19 protein-coding genes are annotated in these 17,137 nt (G+C 72.9%); 10 read left to right on the top strand and 9 right to left on the bottom strand.

What is annotated here, in order from left to right:
• Positions 1-223: 223 nt before the first annotated feature.
• Positions 224-898 (bottom strand): OmpA family protein, encoded by a 675-nt coding sequence (locus tag ACQ5SO_RS15845; protein ID WP_430942596.1) that lies wholly within the window; start codon positions 896-898, stop codon positions 224-226.
• A gap of 337 nt (positions 899-1,235) precedes the next feature.
• Between ACQ5SO_RS15845 and ACQ5SO_RS15840 the strand changes: the two genes are divergently transcribed.
• The 3 genes from ACQ5SO_RS15840 (at position 1,236) to ACQ5SO_RS15830 (ending at position 3,690) form a co-directional block, all read left to right on the top strand.
• A complete protein-coding gene (locus tag ACQ5SO_RS15840; protein ID WP_430942595.1) occupies positions 1,236-1,832 on the top strand; it encodes an FMN-dependent NADH-azoreductase in 597 nt (198 codons plus the stop codon).
• Positions 1,833-2,405: 573 nt separating this feature from the next.
• Complete coding sequence (locus tag ACQ5SO_RS15835) at positions 2,406-2,981, top strand: nitroreductase family protein (RefSeq protein ID WP_430942594.1); 576 nt, start codon at positions 2,406-2,408, stop codon at positions 2,979-2,981.
• Positions 2,982-2,985: 4 nt separating this feature from the next.
• Positions 2,986-3,690 carry an EI24 domain-containing protein gene (locus ACQ5SO_RS15830; RefSeq protein ID WP_430942593.1) on the top strand — a complete coding sequence of 235 codons (705 nt, stop codon included), beginning with the start codon at positions 2,986-2,988 and terminating at the stop codon, positions 3,688-3,690.
• Between the two features lie 537 nt (positions 3,691-4,227).
• Here ACQ5SO_RS15830 and ACQ5SO_RS15825 read toward each other — a convergent pair.
• The 3 genes from ACQ5SO_RS15825 to ACQ5SO_RS15815 form a co-directional block, all read right to left on the bottom strand.
• Positions 4,228-4,515 (bottom strand): DUF1467 family protein, encoded by a 288-nt coding sequence (locus ACQ5SO_RS15825; protein WP_430942592.1) that lies wholly within the window; start codon positions 4,513-4,515, stop codon positions 4,228-4,230.
• Positions 4,515-4,919: a methylmalonyl-CoA epimerase gene (gene mce / locus ACQ5SO_RS15820; protein WP_430942591.1), complete on the bottom strand. Its 405-nt coding sequence runs from the start codon at positions 4,917-4,919 to the stop codon at positions 4,515-4,517. The genes ACQ5SO_RS15825 and mce overlap by 1 nt, the downstream gene beginning before the upstream one ends.
• 174 nt (positions 4,920-5,093) lie before the next feature.
• Complete coding sequence (locus tag ACQ5SO_RS15815) at positions 5,094-5,939, bottom strand: SDR family oxidoreductase (RefSeq protein WP_430942590.1); 846 nt, start codon at positions 5,937-5,939, stop codon at positions 5,094-5,096.
• Positions 5,940-6,061: 122 nt separating this feature from the next.
• Here ACQ5SO_RS15815 and ACQ5SO_RS15810 point away from each other — a divergent pair, with 122 nt between their 5' ends.
• Both ACQ5SO_RS15810 and ilvC read left to right on the top strand, forming a co-directional pair.
• Positions 6,062-6,454 carry a winged helix-turn-helix transcriptional regulator gene (locus ACQ5SO_RS15810; protein WP_430942589.1) on the top strand — a complete coding sequence of 131 codons (393 nt, stop codon included), beginning with the start codon at positions 6,062-6,064 and terminating at the stop codon, positions 6,452-6,454.
• A gap of 117 nt (positions 6,455-6,571) precedes the next feature.
• Entirely contained in the window at positions 6,572-7,594 is a 1,023-nt protein-coding gene (gene ilvC / locus ACQ5SO_RS15805) for a ketol-acid reductoisomerase (protein ID WP_430942588.1), read from the top strand.
• Between the two features lie 65 nt (positions 7,595-7,659).
• Here ilvC and ACQ5SO_RS15800 read toward each other — a convergent pair whose 3' ends face one another.
• Together ACQ5SO_RS15800 and ACQ5SO_RS15795 are read right to left on the bottom strand one after the other, a co-directional pair.
• Positions 7,660-8,421 (bottom strand): hypothetical protein, encoded by a 762-nt coding sequence (locus ACQ5SO_RS15800; RefSeq protein ID WP_430942587.1) that lies wholly within the window; start codon positions 8,419-8,421, stop codon positions 7,660-7,662.
• 289 nt (positions 8,422-8,710) lie between these two features.
• Entirely contained in the window at positions 8,711-9,175 is a 465-nt protein-coding gene (locus ACQ5SO_RS15795; protein ID WP_430942586.1) for a DUF4864 domain-containing protein, read from the bottom strand.
• 136 nt (positions 9,176-9,311) lie between these two features.
• On the opposite strand from ACQ5SO_RS15795, the gene ACQ5SO_RS15790 reads away from it, so the two are divergent.
• The 3 genes from ACQ5SO_RS15790 (at position 9,312) to ACQ5SO_RS15780 (ending at position 11,147) form a co-directional block, all read left to right on the top strand.
• Positions 9,312-9,728: a YeeE/YedE family protein gene (locus ACQ5SO_RS15790; RefSeq protein ID WP_430942585.1), complete on the top strand. Its 417-nt coding sequence runs from the start codon at positions 9,312-9,314 to the stop codon at positions 9,726-9,728.
• A 13-nt stretch (positions 9,729-9,741) separates the two neighbouring features.
• Positions 9,742-10,188 (top strand): DUF6691 family protein, encoded by a 447-nt coding sequence (locus ACQ5SO_RS15785; protein WP_430942584.1) that lies wholly within the window; start codon positions 9,742-9,744, stop codon positions 10,186-10,188.
• 185 nt (positions 10,189-10,373) lie between these two features.
• The gene (locus ACQ5SO_RS15780; protein WP_430942583.1) at positions 10,374-11,147 is read left to right on the top strand and encodes a hypothetical protein; all 774 of its coding nucleotides are present in this window, start codon (positions 10,374-10,376) and stop codon (positions 11,145-11,147) included.
• A gap of 383 nt (positions 11,148-11,530) precedes the next feature.
• Here ACQ5SO_RS15780 and ACQ5SO_RS15775 read toward each other — a convergent pair whose 3' ends face one another.
• A complete protein-coding gene (locus ACQ5SO_RS15775) occupies positions 11,531-12,316 on the bottom strand; it encodes a hypothetical protein (RefSeq protein ID WP_430942582.1) in 786 nt (261 codons plus the stop codon).
• 338 nt (positions 12,317-12,654) lie between these two features.
• On the opposite strand from ACQ5SO_RS15775, the gene nadA reads away from it, so the two are divergent.
• Complete coding sequence (gene nadA, locus ACQ5SO_RS15770) at positions 12,655-13,707, top strand: quinolinate synthase NadA (protein WP_430942581.1); 1,053 nt, start codon at positions 12,655-12,657, stop codon at positions 13,705-13,707.
• Positions 13,708-13,914: 207 nt separating this feature from the next.
• Positions 13,915-15,510: an L-aspartate oxidase gene (locus ACQ5SO_RS15765; RefSeq protein WP_430942580.1), complete on the top strand. Its 1,596-nt coding sequence runs from the start codon at positions 13,915-13,917 to the stop codon at positions 15,508-15,510.
• A gap of 31 nt (positions 15,511-15,541) precedes the next feature.
• Here ACQ5SO_RS15765 and ACQ5SO_RS15760 read toward each other — a convergent pair whose 3' ends face one another.
• Both ACQ5SO_RS15760 and ACQ5SO_RS15755 read right to left on the bottom strand, forming a co-directional pair.
• Positions 15,542-15,925, bottom strand: coding sequence for a CZB domain-containing protein (locus ACQ5SO_RS15760; protein WP_430942579.1), 384 nt, complete (start codon positions 15,923-15,925; stop codon positions 15,542-15,544).
• 140 nt (positions 15,926-16,065) lie between these two features.
• Complete coding sequence (locus ACQ5SO_RS15755) at positions 16,066-16,839, bottom strand: cell wall hydrolase (protein WP_430942578.1); 774 nt, start codon at positions 16,837-16,839, stop codon at positions 16,066-16,068.
• Positions 16,840-17,137 lie beyond the last annotated feature (298 nt).

Raw genomic sequence — 17,137 nt, 5'->3', positions numbered from 1 at the left:
TTGTGGCGCAAAGGTGAGCGGGGCGCGACCCGCGCCGGCCCCGCGCCGGCCCCGCCCCGTCCGCGCCCCGCCCGGCGCCCCCGCGGCGCCTGCCGCGCGGCCGGGCGAACGGGGGGCTCGCCCGGCCGCGCGGCCGCCCCGCCCCCGGCCCGTGAAAAACGCCGCGCCCCCGAAGGAGCGCGGCGCCGTCATCTTCCGGAGACAGGCCCGCAGGCCCGCCCGGTCAGCCCTGGGTGGCGGGGGTGATCAGGATCTCCACCCGGCGGTTCGCCGCCTGCCCCTCGCGCGTCGCGTTGGAGGCGATCGGCTGGCTCTCGCCCCGGCCATAGGCCACGATCCGCTCCACCGCCACCGAGCGCTGCACCAGCGCGCGGCGGACCGCCGAGGCGCGGGCCTCGGAGAGCTGCTGGTTGAACTCCTCCGCGCCGCGGCTGTCGGTGTGGCCGATCACGTCGATATAGGTCGACGGGTAGGCGTTCAGCGTCTGCGCGACCTGGGTCAGCGGGCGCGAGAACTGCGGCTTGATCTCGGCCGAGCCGGTGTCGAAGGTGATGCCCTCGGGCAGCGTCACCAGAAGCGCGTCGCCGACCCGCTGCACGTCCGCGCCGGTATCGGCCAGGTCCTGGTTCAGGCGGCGCTCCTGCTCGTCGAGATAGGTGCCCGCGGCGGCGCCGGCGATCAGCCCCACGCCCGCGCCCACCAGCGCGTTGCGCCGGTCGTTGCCGCCGACCAGCGTGCCCGCCGCGGCGCCGATGGCCGCGCCGATCAGCGCGCCGCCGACCTGGCGGTTCGAGGGCCCGTCATTGTTCGCGCAGCCGGCCAGCAGCATGGCCGCCGCGGTGACGGAGATCACGCCGGCACGGGGCGCGATGGCGGGAATCCTGGAGAGCGTCTTCATGATGTCGTCTCTTTCAATCCTGTCGGTCTCGTCCTGCGCGCCGCCCGGCGGGCGGGCGCCTCCGCGCCATGCGGAGCGGGTTCGGGCCATCGCCCGTCGCCCCCGCAGAACCGGCGCAGGTTAACCGCTCATATGGGCCGGATCGGGGCGATCTCCAGCGGCGCCCCGAAATGGTCACGAGTCTACCGTTTCTATTGCGGACACAATCAATGGAAACGCGGCGCACTAATAACCGCGCTTCGCAGGCGCATATCATGCCCATGACAGGGCGCGCCGCGGCGGGAACCATCCCCTCCCCCCCCCGCCGACGCCGCCCGCATGGACCAGGAGATTGAAGATGACCGTTCAGACCACCGAGAACCTGCTGCTCGTCACCGGCTCGATCCGCGGCGAAGACAGCGCCTCGACCCGCCTCGCCACCCGCCTGGCCGAGCGCCTCGCCCCCGGCGGCTACGCCCACCGCGACGCGGCCTCGGGCCTCGAGATGGTGGACGGCGAATGGCTGGGCGCGATGGCGACCGCCCCCGAGGCGCGCGACGCCCGCCAGGCCGCCCGCGCGGAGCTGGCCGAGACCCTGATGGACGAGGTGAAGGCCGCCGACACGCTGGTGATCGCGGTCCCGATCTACAACTTCTCGCCCGCCGCGCAGATCAAGACCTGGTTCGACCAGCTGGCCCGCGCCGGCGTCGCCTTCAAGTATTCCGAGGCCGGCCCCGAGGGCCTGCTGACCGGCCGCAAGGCCTGGATCGTGATGACCTCGAACGGCACCGAGGAAGGCTCGGCCATCGATTTCGCGACGCCCTGGGTCAAGCACATGCTGGGCTTCTTCGGGATCGAGGTCGCGGGCGTGATCGCCGCCGACCGCCAGGCCTTCGACGAGAGCAGCGTGGACAAGGCGCTGGAGCAGGTCGAGGCGCTGCCGCTGGCGGCCTGATCCGCCGCGGGTCGCCGCCGCCCGTGCGGCTCGGCCCGGAAGGCGATGCGCGCGCAGGGCGCAGGCGGGAAGAGCGGCCCGCCCGCGCCCGGGGGCGGACCGGGGCGACTGTCCCTCGCCGCCCGGTCCGCCCCTCGGCGCGCGCCGCGCCGTCCCGGCCCGGCCCTGCGCCCCGCAACCGCGCTCCGAACCGGGGCCGCGGCCTTGACAGCCCGCCCCCTCGCCCGCATCTGGCGAAGGGAGACGGCCCCGCGGCGCAGGTCGCGGGGCCGTTTCGCTTCGGCCCGCCCGCCCCGTCGCCCGGGGCGCCGCCGCGGCTTTGCTTTGATCCGGCGCCCCGCGCGCCCTAAGACGTCTCTTCGCGGCCCCCGCGCCGCACCGTTTCCCCGGCGCCCCCGTGCGCCGCCCGATTTTCACGTGCGCCCTGCCCCGGCGCCCCCCTCGGCGCAGCTCCGCGCCGTCGCGCCCCCCATTCCCGGGCGCCAGCCGGTCCGTCCCCCGGACCCTGCCAGCCGCCCCGACACGCCGCCCGGACGCCCCTCCGGCCCCGGGCCCAGGATGACGGAGACTTCCATGCCCGCACCGAACCCGGCCGCGCTCGACTTCATGCTCGCCCGCCGCTCCCGCCCCGCGAAGACGCTCTCCGGCCCCGGGCCGGACCGCGCGACGCTGGAGACGATCCTGACCGCCGCCGCCCGCACCCCGGACCATGGCAAGCTGGAACCCTGGCGCTTCGTGGTCATCGGCCCCGAGGCGGGCGCGCGCCTCGCCAGGCTGACCGAGACGCGCGGCGCCGCCAAGGGGCTCGACCCCGAGAAGATCGCCAAGGACGCCTCGGCCTTCACCCGCGCGCCGGTCTGCATCGCGGTGCTCGCCTCGCCCGTCGCCTCGCCCAAGATCCCGGAGCTGGAGCAGACCCTCTCGGCCGGGGCGGTGTGCCTTGCGGCCGTCAACGCCGCCCTCGCCTCGGGCTGGGGGGCGAACTGGCTGACCTCCTGGATGGCCTTCGACCGCGAATGGCTGTCCGAGGGCCTGGAAGCGGCCGAGCACGAGTGGTGCGCGGGCTTCATCCATGTCGGCACGGAAACCGTCGCCCCGCCGGAGCGCCCGCGCCCGGACCTCGCGGCCAAGACGACCTGGTGGGCGTAAGGCGATGATCGGCGATTTCTTCAAGGCGGTCGGACAGCTCGGGGATCCGCGCTTCCGCAAGGTGTTCGGGATCTCCATCGCGCTGACGCTGCTGCTGCTGGCCGGGCTCTACGCCGCCTGGTGGTGGCTGTCGGGCGGCATCGACGCGGCCGAGGGAACCACGCTGCTGGGCTTCCAGCTCGGGTTCCTCGACACGGTGCTGGAGGTGCTGGCCCGCATCGGCGGCGTGATCGTGCTGTTCTTCCTGATGATGCCGGTCGCGTCGCTGTTCATCGGCCTGTTCCTGGAAGAGATCGCCGACGCCGTCGAGGCGCGCCACTACCCGGACGCGCGCGGAACCCGCAAGATCGGCTGGGCCGAGATGGCCTGGGACGGGGTGCTGTTCACGCTGACGCTGATCGGCGTGAACCTGTTGGCGCTGATCCTCTACGTCATCTTCCTGCCCGCGGGGCCGTTCATCTTTCTCGCCGTCAACGGCTGGCTGCTGGGGCGGCAGTATTTCGAGTTGGTCGCCGCCCGCCATGTCGGCTTCAAGGAGGCGCGGGTGCTGCGCAAGCGGTTCCAGGCGCCGGTCTTCATCGCGGGCGTGCTGATGGCCGCGCCGCTGTCGATCCCGATCGTCGGCCTCGTGGTCCCGGTGCTGGGGGTGGCGACCTTCACCCACATGCACCAGCGGCTGACCCATGGCCGCCGGGCCGCCGCGGCCTGAGCCGCGACGCAGGCGCAACGCAAAGGGCCGCGCGGGGGATCCCCCGCGCGGCCCTTTTTTCGTCTCCGGTCGGCGCGTCCCGGGCTCTCGCCCCCCGCGCGCCCGGCCCCCGATCAGGAGCCGACGGTGGGCGGAAGCTCGGCCTTCTTGTCCGAGCAGCCGGCGGCCGCGGCCGGGCCCGCCGCGAAGGCGAGCATCCCGAGAACGGCGAGGATGGCGGTCATGGCTTTCATCAAGTCGTCCTTTCGGCAGGTTTCGTTATCCGAAATCATGCCTGAGCCCCGCCCCCGGTCAAGCGCGCCGGCGATGCGCCCCCCGCCCTTCCCGTGGGGCGGAAGGGTGCGCCGCGCCCCGGGGGAAACCGTGAACGGCGGCGAAACCCGGGCGCGGGACGCCGCGGAGGGGACCCGGAACGCAAGCCGCCCCGCGCCTTGGGGGGCGCGGGGCGGCGGGATCGGTCGGCGGCGAGGCCCGGGCGCAGGCGGCCTGCGCCCCGGCTCGCTGCCCCGGCTCACTGCGCGGGATCATTTCCCCGGCTCACTGCGCGGGCGCGTTGCGGTTCGGCAGCTGCCAGAGCGGCCAGTCGTCGAGGCTCACCGCGCCCGACAGGATGATCGCCATGATCGCCACCCACAGCACGGTGGTGATGATCGTGGTGATGATGAACCGCTTCTTCAGCGCGGGCGCCTCGGGCGCCGAGGCGGGGGTGCCGGGCACCACCTCGCCGACATCCGCCTGGCTCTTCATCCGGATCGGCAGGATGATGAACAGGGTCATGAACCACACGACCGCGTAGACGACGATGGCGCCGGTGATGCTGATCATCAGACCTGCTCCAGCTCCACCAGCGCGCCGTTGAAGTCCTTCGGGTGCAGGAACAGCACCGGCTTGCCATGGGCGCCGATCTTCGGCTCGCCGGTCCCCAGCACGCGCGCGCCGTTCTCTTTGAGCTTGTCGCGGGCGGCGAGGATGTCGTCGACCTCGTAGCAGATGTGGTGGATGCCGCCGGCGGGGTTCTTGTCGAGGAAGCCCTGGATCGGCGAGTTCTCGCCCAGCGGGTACAGGAGCTCGATCTTGGTGTTCGGCAGCTCGATGAACACCACGGTCACGCCGTGATCGGGCTCGTCCTGCGGCGGGTTCACCTTGGCGCCGAGGGTGTCGCGGTACTGCGCGCTCGCGGCCTCGAGGTCGGGGACGGCGATGGCGACGTGGTTGAGGCGTCCGATCATGGGTCTGCTCCTGGGCCTGGGGCTGGGTGTCTTTGCAGGCGGAGCTAGCGGCGCGCAGGCCCCGTGGCAAGGGGCGCCGTGGTCGCGCGCAGGGCGGCGCGGGCGGAGGGCGCGGGCGGAGGGCGCGGGCGGAGGGCGCGGGCGGAGGGCGCGCCCCCGCCCGCGCGCCGCGCCTCAGCCGATCGCCGCGGCGACCGAGGCGGAAAGCGGCGTGGTCGGCCGCCCGATCAGGGCCGAGAGCGCGCCCCCGTCATCGAACAGCGCCCCCTGCGCCGCCGCCGCGTCCGCCCCGGCGATGAACGCCGCAAGGCCCGCGGGCAGGCCCGCGCCTTCCAGCGCCTTGGCGTACTCGGCCTCGGGCATGTCGACATACGGGATCTCCTTGCCCGACTGGGCCGACAGCTCGGCGGCGAGATCGGCGAGGGTCCAGGCCACGTCCCCGGCGAGCTCATGCACCTTGCCCTGCTGCGCGGGGTCGAGGAGGACCGCCACGGCGGCGGCGGCGTAATCGGCGCGGGCGGCGGCGGCGATGCGCCCATGCCCCGCGGCCCCGATCAGCGCGCCATGCTCCAGCGCCGCGGGCAGCCCGGCGGTGTAATTCTCGGCGTACCAGCCGTTGCGCAGGATGGTGTGCGGCAGGCCCGAGGCGGCGAGGTCGGCCTCCGTCTCCCGGTGCTCGGGCGCCAGCGAGATCACGCTCTCATCCGCGTGCAGCAGGCTGGTATAGACCACGTGGCCGACGCCCGCCGCCTTCGCCGCCTCGATCACCGCGCGGTGCTGCGGCCCGCGCTTGCCGATCTCGGAGCCGGAGATCAGCAGCAGCACGTCCACCCCCTCCAGCGCCGGGGCGAGGCCCGCGGGCGCGTCATAATCGAAGGGCCGCGCCTCGATGCCGAGATCGGCGGCCTTCTCGGGGCTGCGGGCGAGGGCGACGAGGGAGGCGGCGTAGGTGCGCGCCTTCAGCCCGTCGATGACGAGGCGGCCGAGCTGGCCGGCGGCGCCGGTGATCGCGATGCGCATGGGGGGTCTCCTTGGGTCTGCATGCCTTGGCGGCGTGTCGATGACCTCCACTTGGGCCGGACGCTTGCAAAAGGTAAGTACATACACAAATGTAAGTGTGAGATTTTTCCAAGGGAGGCCCCATGACCCCGCTCAGCGATGCGATTCACCAGGGACGGCTCGAGGGCGACCTGCTCAACCCCAACTGCCCGTCGCGCGAGATCATGAAGCACGTCACCAGCCGCTGGGGCGTGCTGGCGCTGATCGCCCTGCAAGGGGGGACGCTGCGCTTCTCGGCGCTGCGGCGGCGGATCGGGGGGGTGTCGGACCGGATGCTGACCCAGACCCTGCAAACCCTTGAACAGGACGGGTTCGTGCGCCGCACGGCCTATCCCGTGGTGCCGCCGCACGTGGAATACAGCCTGACGGAGGAGGGGGCGGAGGCGGCCGAGCTGGTGCGCGCGCTGGCCGACTGGATCGAGGCGCGGACCCCCGCGATCCTCGCGCGCAGGGCCCGGGCGGCGGAAGACGCCTGATCCGCGCGCGCCCTGCGCGCTGGACATCGGCTCCGCCCTCCTGTACCGCAAGCCCGGAAAAATCTTGCCGGGCCCCCGCCCGGCGCGCAGGAAACGAACCGAAAACGAGGGCCTGACATGCGCGTCTACTACGATCGCGATTGCGACACGAACCTGATCAAAGACCTGAACGTGGCCGTCGTGGGCTACGGCTCGCAGGGTCACGCGCACATCCTGAACCTGAAGGATTCGGGCGCCAAGAACCTGGCCGTCGCGCTGCGCCCCGGCTCCCCCTCCGCCGCCAAGGCCGAGGCCGCCGGCCTGAACGTGATGTCGATCGCCGAGGCCGCCGCCTGGGCCGACGTCATCATGATGGCCATGCCCGACGAGCTGCAGGCCGACACCTACTACGCGCATATCCATGACAACCTGAAGGACGGCGCCGCCATCGCCTTCGCGCATGGCCTGAACGTGCATTTCGGCCTGATCGAGCCGAAGCCGGGCGTCGACGTGATCATGATGGCCCCCAAGGGCCCGGGCCACACCGTGCGCGGCGAGTTCGTGAAGGGCGGCGGCGTCCCCTGCCTCGTGGCCGTGCACCAGAACGCCTCGGGCCGCGCGCTCGAAGTGGGCCTCTCCTACTGCTCCGCCATCGGCGGCGGCCGGTCGGGCATCATCGAGACCGACTTCAAGGAAGAGTGCGAGACCGACCTGTTCGGTGAGCAGGTCGTGCTGTGCGGCGGCCTCGTCGAGCTGATCCGCATGGGCTTCGAGACCCTGGTCGAGGCCGGCTACGCCCCGGAGATGGCGTATTTCGAGTGCCTCCACGAGGTGAAGCTGATCGTCGACCTGATCTACGAGGGCGGCATCGCGAACATGAACTACTCGATCTCGAACACCGCCGAGTACGGCGAGTACGTGTCGGGCCCGCGCATCCTGCCCTACGACGAGACCAAGGCCCGCATGAAGGCGGTGCTGAAGGACATCCAGGACGGCCGCTTCGTCCGCGACTGGATGCTGGAGTGCAAGTCCGGCCAGGCCTCGTTCAAGGCGATCCGCCGCAACAACGACGCCCACCAGATCGAGGAAGTCGGCGGCAAGCTGCGCGACATGATGCCCTGGATCTCGGCCGGCAAGCTGGTCGACAAGGCCAAGAACTGATCCTTTCCGCTTCGGCGAAAAGGGAAAGGGGCGCCCCGCGGGGCGCCCCTTTTGCGTTCGGAGGATCAGTCCATGTACCTGTCGAGACGGTCGTCGCAGATTTTCTCCGCCGCCTCGGGGATCAGGTCCTGCTCCTTCAGGCTCAGGAGCACGCCATCCGCCCAATGGTTCTCGACCGCGCCGATCAGGGCGAAGAATACGGTCTTCTTCTTCTTCTGATCCCAGCGGAACGCCCCGATGGCCACCTTGAACTCGCCGCGCAGCGCCGAGAGGTACTCCTTGGTGAAGCCATGCGAGGTGGTGGAGTACGCGCTGATCCAGCAATAGCCTAGGTAGATCGCGTCCGAAGGTTGGCGGAAACCCGAGGTCAGGACGACGGACACCGCGTCGAGCTGCATGCGCTGCTGCAGAAGGACGGCTTCCGAACGCGGCGCCGCGGCCCGGGTCGAAGGCCCGACCGTGGAGTCGAGCCCGCTCCCCTCCGGCCGTGCGACCGGGAACGGTTGCGGCGCCGGAACCGGCGGCGGGACATTGACGGTCACGTTGATCGTCGGCTGGGGCGCGGGCGGAAGCGGGGGCGGCTGGGGCGCGGGCGGAAGCTGGGGCGGCTGGGGCGCGGGCGGAAGCGGGGGCGGCTGGATCCAGTACATGAAACCAGCGGCGGTCGCCCCCACGAGCGCAAGCGAAGAAATCGCGGCGATCACGGTGGCGACCGTGTTCACGAAGGCGTTGCCCCTGAACATGTCGCAGCAGGCCCGCCCGGCGGTGAGCACGAACAGGTACAGGGAGAAGATATACACGAGCTTCTTGTAAAGTATTTCGCGCATCGCCTCCCCCCAAGGACGATCCCTCCAACACGACAAAGGTGTTCACGCCGGATTCAGAACGCAAGCGGCGGCGCCCCGGGCGCCGGGGCCCGGCGCGGTCCGGTCCCGCCGACCCGGGGAGGCCCCGGTCCCGATGACGCGGCGAGCGGCGCCAGAGGCGCTGCCATCACGCGCTACGCGCCGGTTGAATCGAATGGGGAATTCCGCCGCTCGCGGGGCTCGGATTGAGAGCGCGGCCAGCCCAGGGCGCCCGCGACGGATGCCTTTCCGGACAAAACGTCGCTCCCCCTCAGATCCCCTGCGCCTTGCGGTCGATCCGCACCCCGTCGATGCGCCAGCCGCCCTCCGCCACCGGGATGAGCCAGTAATCGGCGGCCCAGAGCCGCCCCTCCGGTCCCTTCAGCAGCACCGCCTGGCGCAGCCGCCCGCCCTCGGGCGTCAGCGCGCCGAAGATCTGCTCGACCGATTTCTCCACCATCGGATAGCCCTGCCGGACCATGGCGCCGAAATTCCTGGCCGTCACGAACCGCTCCCGGATCTGGGGCGAGGCATGGGCGAAGGCGGCCTCGACATCCCCCGCCCGGAAGGCGGCGATCTGGGCGGTGATGACCGCGCGAATCTCGGCCATCGCCCGCTGCGCGCCGGGGGACGGCGCGGCGTCCCCCGCGGCGACGGCGGGCGGCGCCAGGCCCGGGCCCAGCGCAAGCGCCAGCCCGAGGGCGGAGAGGATCGTCAGACGGATCACGGCGCGCATCTCGGGTCTCCTCGCTCTGCCGGGCGCAAGCGGCGCCGCCCCCTTCAGTTTGTCCGAAAATCACATCCGGCAAGGCTGGAAAAGGCGCGCGAGAAAACATATGAATATATGAAACATTCAAACACGGAGACGGGTCATGAACCCTGACTGGATCAACGGGCTTGTCGGCGGGCTGATGATCGGCGCCTCCGCGGGCCTCCTGCTGCTGGGCAACGGGCGCATCGCGGGCATCTCGGGCATCCTCGGCGGGCTGCTGGACCGCTCCTCCGCCATCGCGTGGAAGGAGCGGGCGATCTTCATCGGCGCGATGCTGGCCTCGCCGCTGCTGTACCTGCTGCTGTTCGGCGAGAAGAGCATCGAGATCACCTCCGAGCCGGCGATGCTGATCGCGGCGGGGCTGCTGGTCGGCTTCGGCGCGCGGCTCGGCTCGGGCTGCACCTCGGGGCACGGGGTGTGCGGGTCGGCGCGGCTGTCGAAACGCTCGCTGGCGGCGATGGCGACCTTCATGGGCACGGCGATCGGGACCGTGGCCCTCGTGAACCTCCTGGGCTGAGGAGAGGCGCAAGATGCACGCACGCTACGTGATTTCCGGCCTCTCGGGGCTGCTGTTCGGCCTCGGGCTGATGATCTCGGACATGGCCAACCCGGCGCGGGTGCTGGCGTTCCTCGACGTCGCGACGATGGCGGACGGGACCTGGGACCCGACGCTGATGTTCGTGATGGGCGGGGCGATGACGGTGTCGTCGATCGCCTGGATCATCTCCTGGCGCCGGGCGTCGAACCTGTGGGGCGGCCCGCTGCCGCCGCCCGCCGCGGCGCCCATCGACCGGCGGCTGATCGCGGGCTCGGCCCTGTTCGGCATCGGCTGGGGGCTGGTCGGGGTGTGCCCGGGCCCGTCGCTGGTGGCGCTGTTCCTGCACCCGCCCGCGACGATCATCTTCGCGGTCTCGATGCTGACGGGCATGGTCGCCTTCGCGCTGACCGACGGTGTGATGCGCCGCGCGCCGGCCTGACGGGGCGCCGCCGCGCCGCCCTGGCGCGCCGCCTGAGAGAGGCCCGCCCCGGATCCCGGGGCGGGCCTTTTCCTTGCGCGTTCCTTGCGCGCGGGGGGGGCGGTTCGGCGGCGATGGAAACCCGGCGTTAACCGAGTCGGGCCGTTTCTGGAGGGGCCGTCCCCCACCGGTTCCGGAGCCCGCCCATGACCCACCCCGCCCCCGCCCTCAGCATCATCCTGCCGGCCGCCCTCGGGCCGGAGACGCCCGGTTTCGCCGCCGCGCGCGGACAGCGCGCCCCGGGGATGGAGGTGCTGCTGGCCCGCGGCGCGCAGGACCTGTCGCCGGGCGGCGCCGGATTGCGCGAGGTGACGGCGCGGGACGGCGCCGACCCGGTCGAGGCGGCGCTGGCCGTCGCCCGCGGGGCGCTGTGCATGATCGCGGATCACGAGACCGCCTGGGCGCTGGGCGAGGCGGCGGCGCGCAGCGCGCTGTTCCCCGAGCCGGGCGCGGCGCGGCTGCTGATCCTGCCCCAGGACGGCGCGATGGGATCGCGCCGCGCGCCGCGGCGCGCCGATGGACGGCGGGCGGCGGCGCTGATGTTCCGCGACGGCGCGCCGCCGCCGCTCTCGGCCCTGATCGCCCCGACCGCGCTGCTGCGCCGGGCGCTGGCGCCGCGCGCCGCGGGACCCGCCCGCGGGGCGCTGACCGTGCTGCGGGCCGAGGCGCTGGGCGCCCGGGTCGAGGGGCCTCTGGGCCCGTGGTCGGCCCGCCCGGCCCCCTGCCCCGAGCCGCATCGCTGGTCGGCCGAGCAGTGCCTGACCCGCGCCGCCGGGCTGCTGACCCCGCGCGAGCGGGGCTGGGCGGCGCGGGCCCTCGGCGCCCCCCCGGGCGCGGCGCCCCGCACGGGCTGGCGGGGAATGCTGGGGGCGATGTCCTCGGCCGCCGCGCGCTCGCGCCGCGGCGCGCACTGGATCTGAGCGCGGCCGGGGCGAAGCCGGCCGAGGAGCCGCCGCGCGGCGGCGCGGACGGGCGGCACGCAGGAGGGGCGCGGACCGCCCCCTCGGACCGCACCCACGGGCCGCCCCTACGGAAAGACCGCACGTGCGGACCGTGCGGGCGAAGCCCCGCCCCGCGCCTTCCCGCCTTCGCCCATGGCCTCGCGTCCCGCCGCACGGCCCCGACGTCGCGGCCGAGGCCCATGTCGGCCCTGTCCCCGCCCCCGGCCGCCTTTCCCTGGGGGCGCGGCGAGCCCCCCCCGGGGTCTGAACGCGAAAACGCCCCGCATCCGCGGGGCGTTTTCGCCGGACCCTCCTTGATGCGCCCCCGGGCGCCCGCCGCGCGGCGGGGCCCGGCCGCGCGTTCAGCCCCAGGCGGCGTGGGCCGCCATCGCCGCCGCCTCGTGCAGGTGCATGTCGAGATCGTTCGCCGCCTCGATCCGGGAGATGGTCCGCGCGCTCACGTCCCCGGGGCGCAGCTTCACCGGGCGGCGCAGCTGCGCGCCGCCGAGCACCTGCGGCCAGCCCTCGGTCCCCGCGGCGCGCTGCTGGCCGACGCCGATCCCCAGCACATCGCGCAGGTAGCCCTGGAAGTTCGGCAGGTCCTCGCGCAGCGCCACCAGGTAATTGGCCCGCGACAGGTTCGCCTTCGCCACCGCCAGGTCCGCGCGATCCAGCCGCACCGGCACAAGCGCGGGCATCCCCGCGGCCATGCGGGTCATCGCGTTCAGCAGCAGCTTGCGCTCCGCCGGGCCCGACAGCAGCGCCTGCGCCAGCGCCTCCGGGTCCCCGGCCAGCGCGTCGGCGTCGGCGCCCTCGGGCAGCAGCGCCGCGCGCTCCTCCCCCGGCATGGCCATCACCTCGCCCAGCCGGGACAGGAACCGGTTCACCGGGTCGTCGAACACCGAGACATAGAGCGGCCAGCGCCCCAGCCCGTCGAAATAGCCGTAGGGGACGTGGCCGAGCGCGAGCCGCGCCGTGGCCAGCGCCCGCGCGGGCGCCGCCCCGCCCATGCGCGCCTGGCGGCAGAAGGCCTCGTCATAGGCCAGCAGCGTCTCGCCGCGCGAATAGCTGCGGAAGAACAGGGCGCGGTTCAGGCGGCTGGCGCCGCAATGCGGAACATGGGCGTGGACCAACAGTCTGACCGTCATGGCGCGCGACCCTCCCGGTTGCGAGTCCGGCGCCCGAATCATATGAACGAGCGCCCTTTGGCTGCGTTCATTTACCCACTATCAACCATAGGTTGTCAAAGATTCAGAAGCGAAACCTCTAGACGTTTTTCGCTTGGCGCCGCGCGGGCGCCGCTGTGCGGCCCGTCTTGACAGCCCCGGCCCGGCCCTTATGTTACGCGGTGATGACACGGAGCACGCGAGCCGCGCGTGCTTTTTTCAGGCCGCACATATGCTCAAGATGAGCATAACCCAGACCGGGAACGCGGCGCCTGAGCCGGGACGCACATGCCCGCCGCTCGAGATAGGGAGATTCTCCCATGTTCATGAACGCCGACGCGAAGCTTGAAGCGGCGCGCGCCGAACTGGCCGCCACCTACGACCTCGCGCCCTCGGACGCCGCCATGCGCGACACCGCCGCGATCTACGACAAGGTCCGCCGGGTGATCCCCGAGGCCGACTGGATGCTGCACGCCCCTTACGTGCGCGCGATCAACGCGCTGAAGGCCCAGAAGGACGCGGTGATCCTGGCGCATAACTACATGACGCCCGAGATCTTCCACGGCGTCGCGGACGTGGCGGGCGACAGCCTGCAGCTCGCGATCGAGGCCACGAAGGTGCCCCAGCAGGTGATCGTCCAGTGCGGCGTGCACTTCATGGCCGAGACCTCGAAGGTGCTGAACCCCGCCAAGACCGTGCTGATCCCCGACAGCCGCGCGGGCTGCTCGCTCGCGAGCTCGATCACCGCCGCGGACGTGGAGACGATGCGCGCCCAGTATCCCGGCGCCCCGGTGGTCAGCTACGTCAACACCACCGCCGAGGTGAAGGCGGTGTCGGACGTGTGCTGCACCTCCTCGAACGCCGTGCAGATCGTCAACGCCATGGAGGCGGACACCGTCATCATGACCCCCGACGGCTGGCTGGCGCGCAACGTCGCCAACCAGACCGACAAGCGGGTCGTGTGGTGGGAAGGCTCGTGCATCGTGCATGAACGCTTCACCCCCGAGGAGCTGCGCGCCTACCGCGAGGCGGACCCCGAGACGGCGATCATCGCCCATCCCGAATGCACCCCCGCGGTGGTGGCCGAGGCGGACTTCACCGGCTCGACCGCCGCGATGATCAACTGGGTCAAGGTGAACAAGCCCGCCAAGGTGGTCATGGTCACCGAGTGCTCGATGTCCGACAACGTCGCCGCCGAGGCGCCGGAAACCGACTTCATCCGCCCCTGCAACATTTGCCCGCATATGAAACGCATCACCCTGGAGAATATCCTGTGGTCGCTGCATTCGGGCGAAGAGGAAGTGACCGTGCCCGACCACCTGATCGCCCCCGCCCGCGCGGCGGTCGAGAAGATGATCGCGCTGACCGCCTGACCCTGACCGCCTGACCTGACCGCGGCGTCCGCCAGGACGCCGCGCCGAGCCGCGCCGACCCGCACACTGGGCGTGCGGCGGCGTGGGGGGACGGACCGCTCCGGCGGCCGCGTTCTCAAGGCTCCCGGCCTGCGCCCCCCAACGCAGGCCGGGCGCCGCCTTCCCTCTCCGGCCCTGATCCGCGGCCGCACCCCGGACCCCTTTGACATGACCGACCAGCCCCAGGCCCTCGAGGTGATGGACGCCGGCGCCCCCGTGATCGTGGGCGCGGGGCTCGCCGGGCTGTTCCTCGCCCTGAAGATGGCCCCGGCGCCCTGCCTGGTGCTGTCCCCGGCGCCGCTCGGGGACGGGGCGAGCTCGGCCTGGGCGCAGGGCGGCATCGCCGCGGCGCTGGCGCGCGGGGACAGCCCGGCGCTGCATGCCGCCGACACCGCAGCCGCGGGCGCGGGGCTGGTGGACGGCGCCGTCGCGCTGTCGGTGGCCGAGGAGGCCGCGGCGCGGATCGAGGACCTGGCCCGCCTCGGGACCCCCTTCGACCGCGACGCCTCGGGCGGCTATGTCCAAAGCCGCGAGGCCGCCCATTCCGCCCGCCGCGTGGTCCGCGTCGGCGGCGACGGCGCCGGGCGCGCGGTGATGGCGACGCTCGTGGCCGCGGTGCGCCGGACCCCTTCGATCCGGGTGCTGGAAGGCGTGACGGCGGAGGAGATCCTGACCGACGACGGCCGGGTCGCGGGCCTTCTGTGCCGCGCGCCCTCGGGGCCGCTGGCGATCCGCGCCTCGGCGGTCGTTCTGGCCACCGGCGGGGTCGGCGGGCTTTACGCCACCACCACCAACCCGGCGCAGGTGCGCGGCGAGGGGCTCGGGATGGCCGCCCGCGCGGGCGCGCCCGCCGGGGACCCGGAATTCGTGCAGTTCCACCCGACGGGCCTCGCCGTGCCCGGGGACCCGACGCCGCTGGCCTCGGAGGCCTTGCGGGGCGAGGGGGCGTTGCTGGTCGACGCTTCGGGCCGGCGGATCATGGAAGGGGTGGACCCGGCGCTGGAGCTTGCGCCGCGGGACATCGTCGCCCGCGCCATCCACCGCGAGATCGCGGCGGGGACCCGGGTGTTCCTCGACACGCGGGCGGCCATCGGCGACCGCTTCCCGGAGGAATTCCCCACCATCGACGCGCATTGCCGCGCCGCGGGGATCGACCCGGTGCATGACCTGATCCCGGTGCGCCCGGCCCAGCACTACCACATGGGCGGGGTGCTGACCGACGCGCGCGGACGCAGCGCGTTGCCGGGGCTGCACGCCGCCGGGGAAACCGCCTGCACCGGGCTGCACGGGGCGAACCGGCTCGCCTCCAACTCGCTGCTCGAGGCGCTGGTCTTCGGCGCCCGCGCGGCCGAGGACCTGGCCGGGACCGAGGCCGCGAAGGTCGCCCTGCCCGACGCCGCGCTGGCGCGCGCGGGCAAGGGCGCCGGGCGCGGCCCGGACCCCGAGCGCCTGCAGGCGCTGCGCCGGGTCATGGACCGCGACGCGGGGGTGGAGCGGGACGCGGAGGGGCTGCGCCGCCTGCTGCGCCTCCTGGAAGACGCCGACCGGGCCGAGCGCGTGGCCGCCGCCGCGGGCCGCCCCGAGGGGGGCGCGTCCTGGCGCAACATGCTGGCCGCCGCGACGCTGATCGGCGCCGCCGCGCTGGCGCGCGAGGAGAGCCGCGGCGGGCATCACCGCCGCGATTTCCCGCAGGCCGACCCGTCCCGCGCGGCGCGCACGGTGATGACCCTGGCCGAGGCCGAGGCGATCCGCGCCGGGGCCTGAGCCCCGGGCGCGGGCGCCGGGCGCGGTCCGCTCAGGCCTGGCGCGCCGCCTGCTGGCGCCAGAGCAGCATCTCGGATTTCAGCACGTTGGTGGCCTGCCGGAACGCGGCGCCCGACAGCTCGGCCCCTGCGCCGGCCTTGTCGCCCCGCTCCACCTTCGCGGCGACGGCGCCCGCGGCCTCGTGGAAACCGGCATGGGCCTCCATCGTGTTGCGAAAGCCGCTCATCCCCGAGACGACGGGATCGCGCTTCATCGAATGCAGCCACTTGCCGAAGGCGCACTGGTCGTCGCAGGCGATGTCGCGCGCCGGTTTCGGCAATTTGCCGCTGGTCACCGCCACCGACAGCTTCGCTTTCCAACCCTCGTGCGCGTCCAGCGCCTCGCGGATCTGCATGTCCAGAACCGACAGGTCCATCACGCCCCTCCCTTTCACATGTTCAGGACGTGGAACATCGCCCGGACCCGTGAAGAAAAGGTTCAGCGCCCCGGGGGCCATGACGAAAGACGGCCGCCCCGGGGGGGCGGCCGCCTGTCGCGTCGCGATGCGGGCGCGCGTCAGCGGCGCGCGACCTGGTCCGGCAGGCGGTAGAAGGTGTGCTCGCCGATCCGGGCGGTGCGCACCAGGCGCCGGGCCCAGCGGGGCGAGACGTCGGTGTTGTGGTAATGGGTGGCGTTGAGCGTCAGCTCCCGCTCGCGCCCGTCGATCATCCGGCGCGCGATGCGGCCCGCGCGGTTCCAGGCGCGGCGGTCGGCCACCCGTTCGGGCTTGCCGTCGCAATTGTAGGAGAACTGGCAGGCGTTGAGGTTCTCGGCCCCCTGGCGGACCACGCCGCAGACCGAGTTGGGATAGCGGCGGCTGTCGACGCGGTTGAGGATCACCTCGGCCACCGCGATCTGGCCGGCCAGCCCCTCGCCGCGCGCTTCGAAATAGAGCGCCTCGGTCAGGCATTTCCACTGCGGGCCGCCCTTGGCCGAGGCGGCCTGGAACTCGGACCAGTCCGCGGGCAGCGCCTGCGACTGGACCGAGCGGGCCACCGGGGCGCCGCCCCCGAGGGCCTCGGTCAGGCGGCGGATCTCGGCGTCCATGCGGTCGAGGTGATCGAAGCCCCCGGTCTTGGCGGCGCGGGGGGTGGCGCGGCCCGCGACGGCGCCTGTGTCGACCGCGCCGCGGCGCTTCATGACGCCGGCCAGCGCCTCGCGCTCGCCCTCGAGCGCGGATTTCACGAAGAGGGAGGCGTCGGCCGCAGCCTGCGCCGGAACCAGAAGGGATGCGGCGAGCAGCGCCGCCGCCAGGGCGCGCGGCCCGCGGGCGTGAGAGGTCTTCTTCATTACAAACCTGTCCGTACCGTTGTTCGCCAGGACGTCTCGCCTGTTGCGCGACCGGCCCCTACCGAACGCGGGGCCTGCCAAACATACAAGAACGCGCGACCCGGCCCGTTCGCCGCATCGCGATCTTCGATACGCCCCCGCGACGGCGCATTGGCGCGCGCGCCTCCTCCCGGAGCTGCGGCGACAATGCCCTGCGGCGGACGTGGGCGCCAATGCGGCGACCGCGCCCAGCCGCGATTTAGGCGGGCGTTTGTTCACAAGTGTTGAAGATGTGCAACCACTTCTGGGCAGGATCGTG

Source organism: Rhodovulum sp. DZ06 (assembly GCF_050586345.1).
Lineage (GTDB): Bacteria > Pseudomonadota > Alphaproteobacteria > Rhodobacterales > Rhodobacteraceae > JBOCEF01.
Note: the sequence above shows the minus strand (reverse complement) of the source record. Positions and strands in the feature narration are given on the sequence as shown.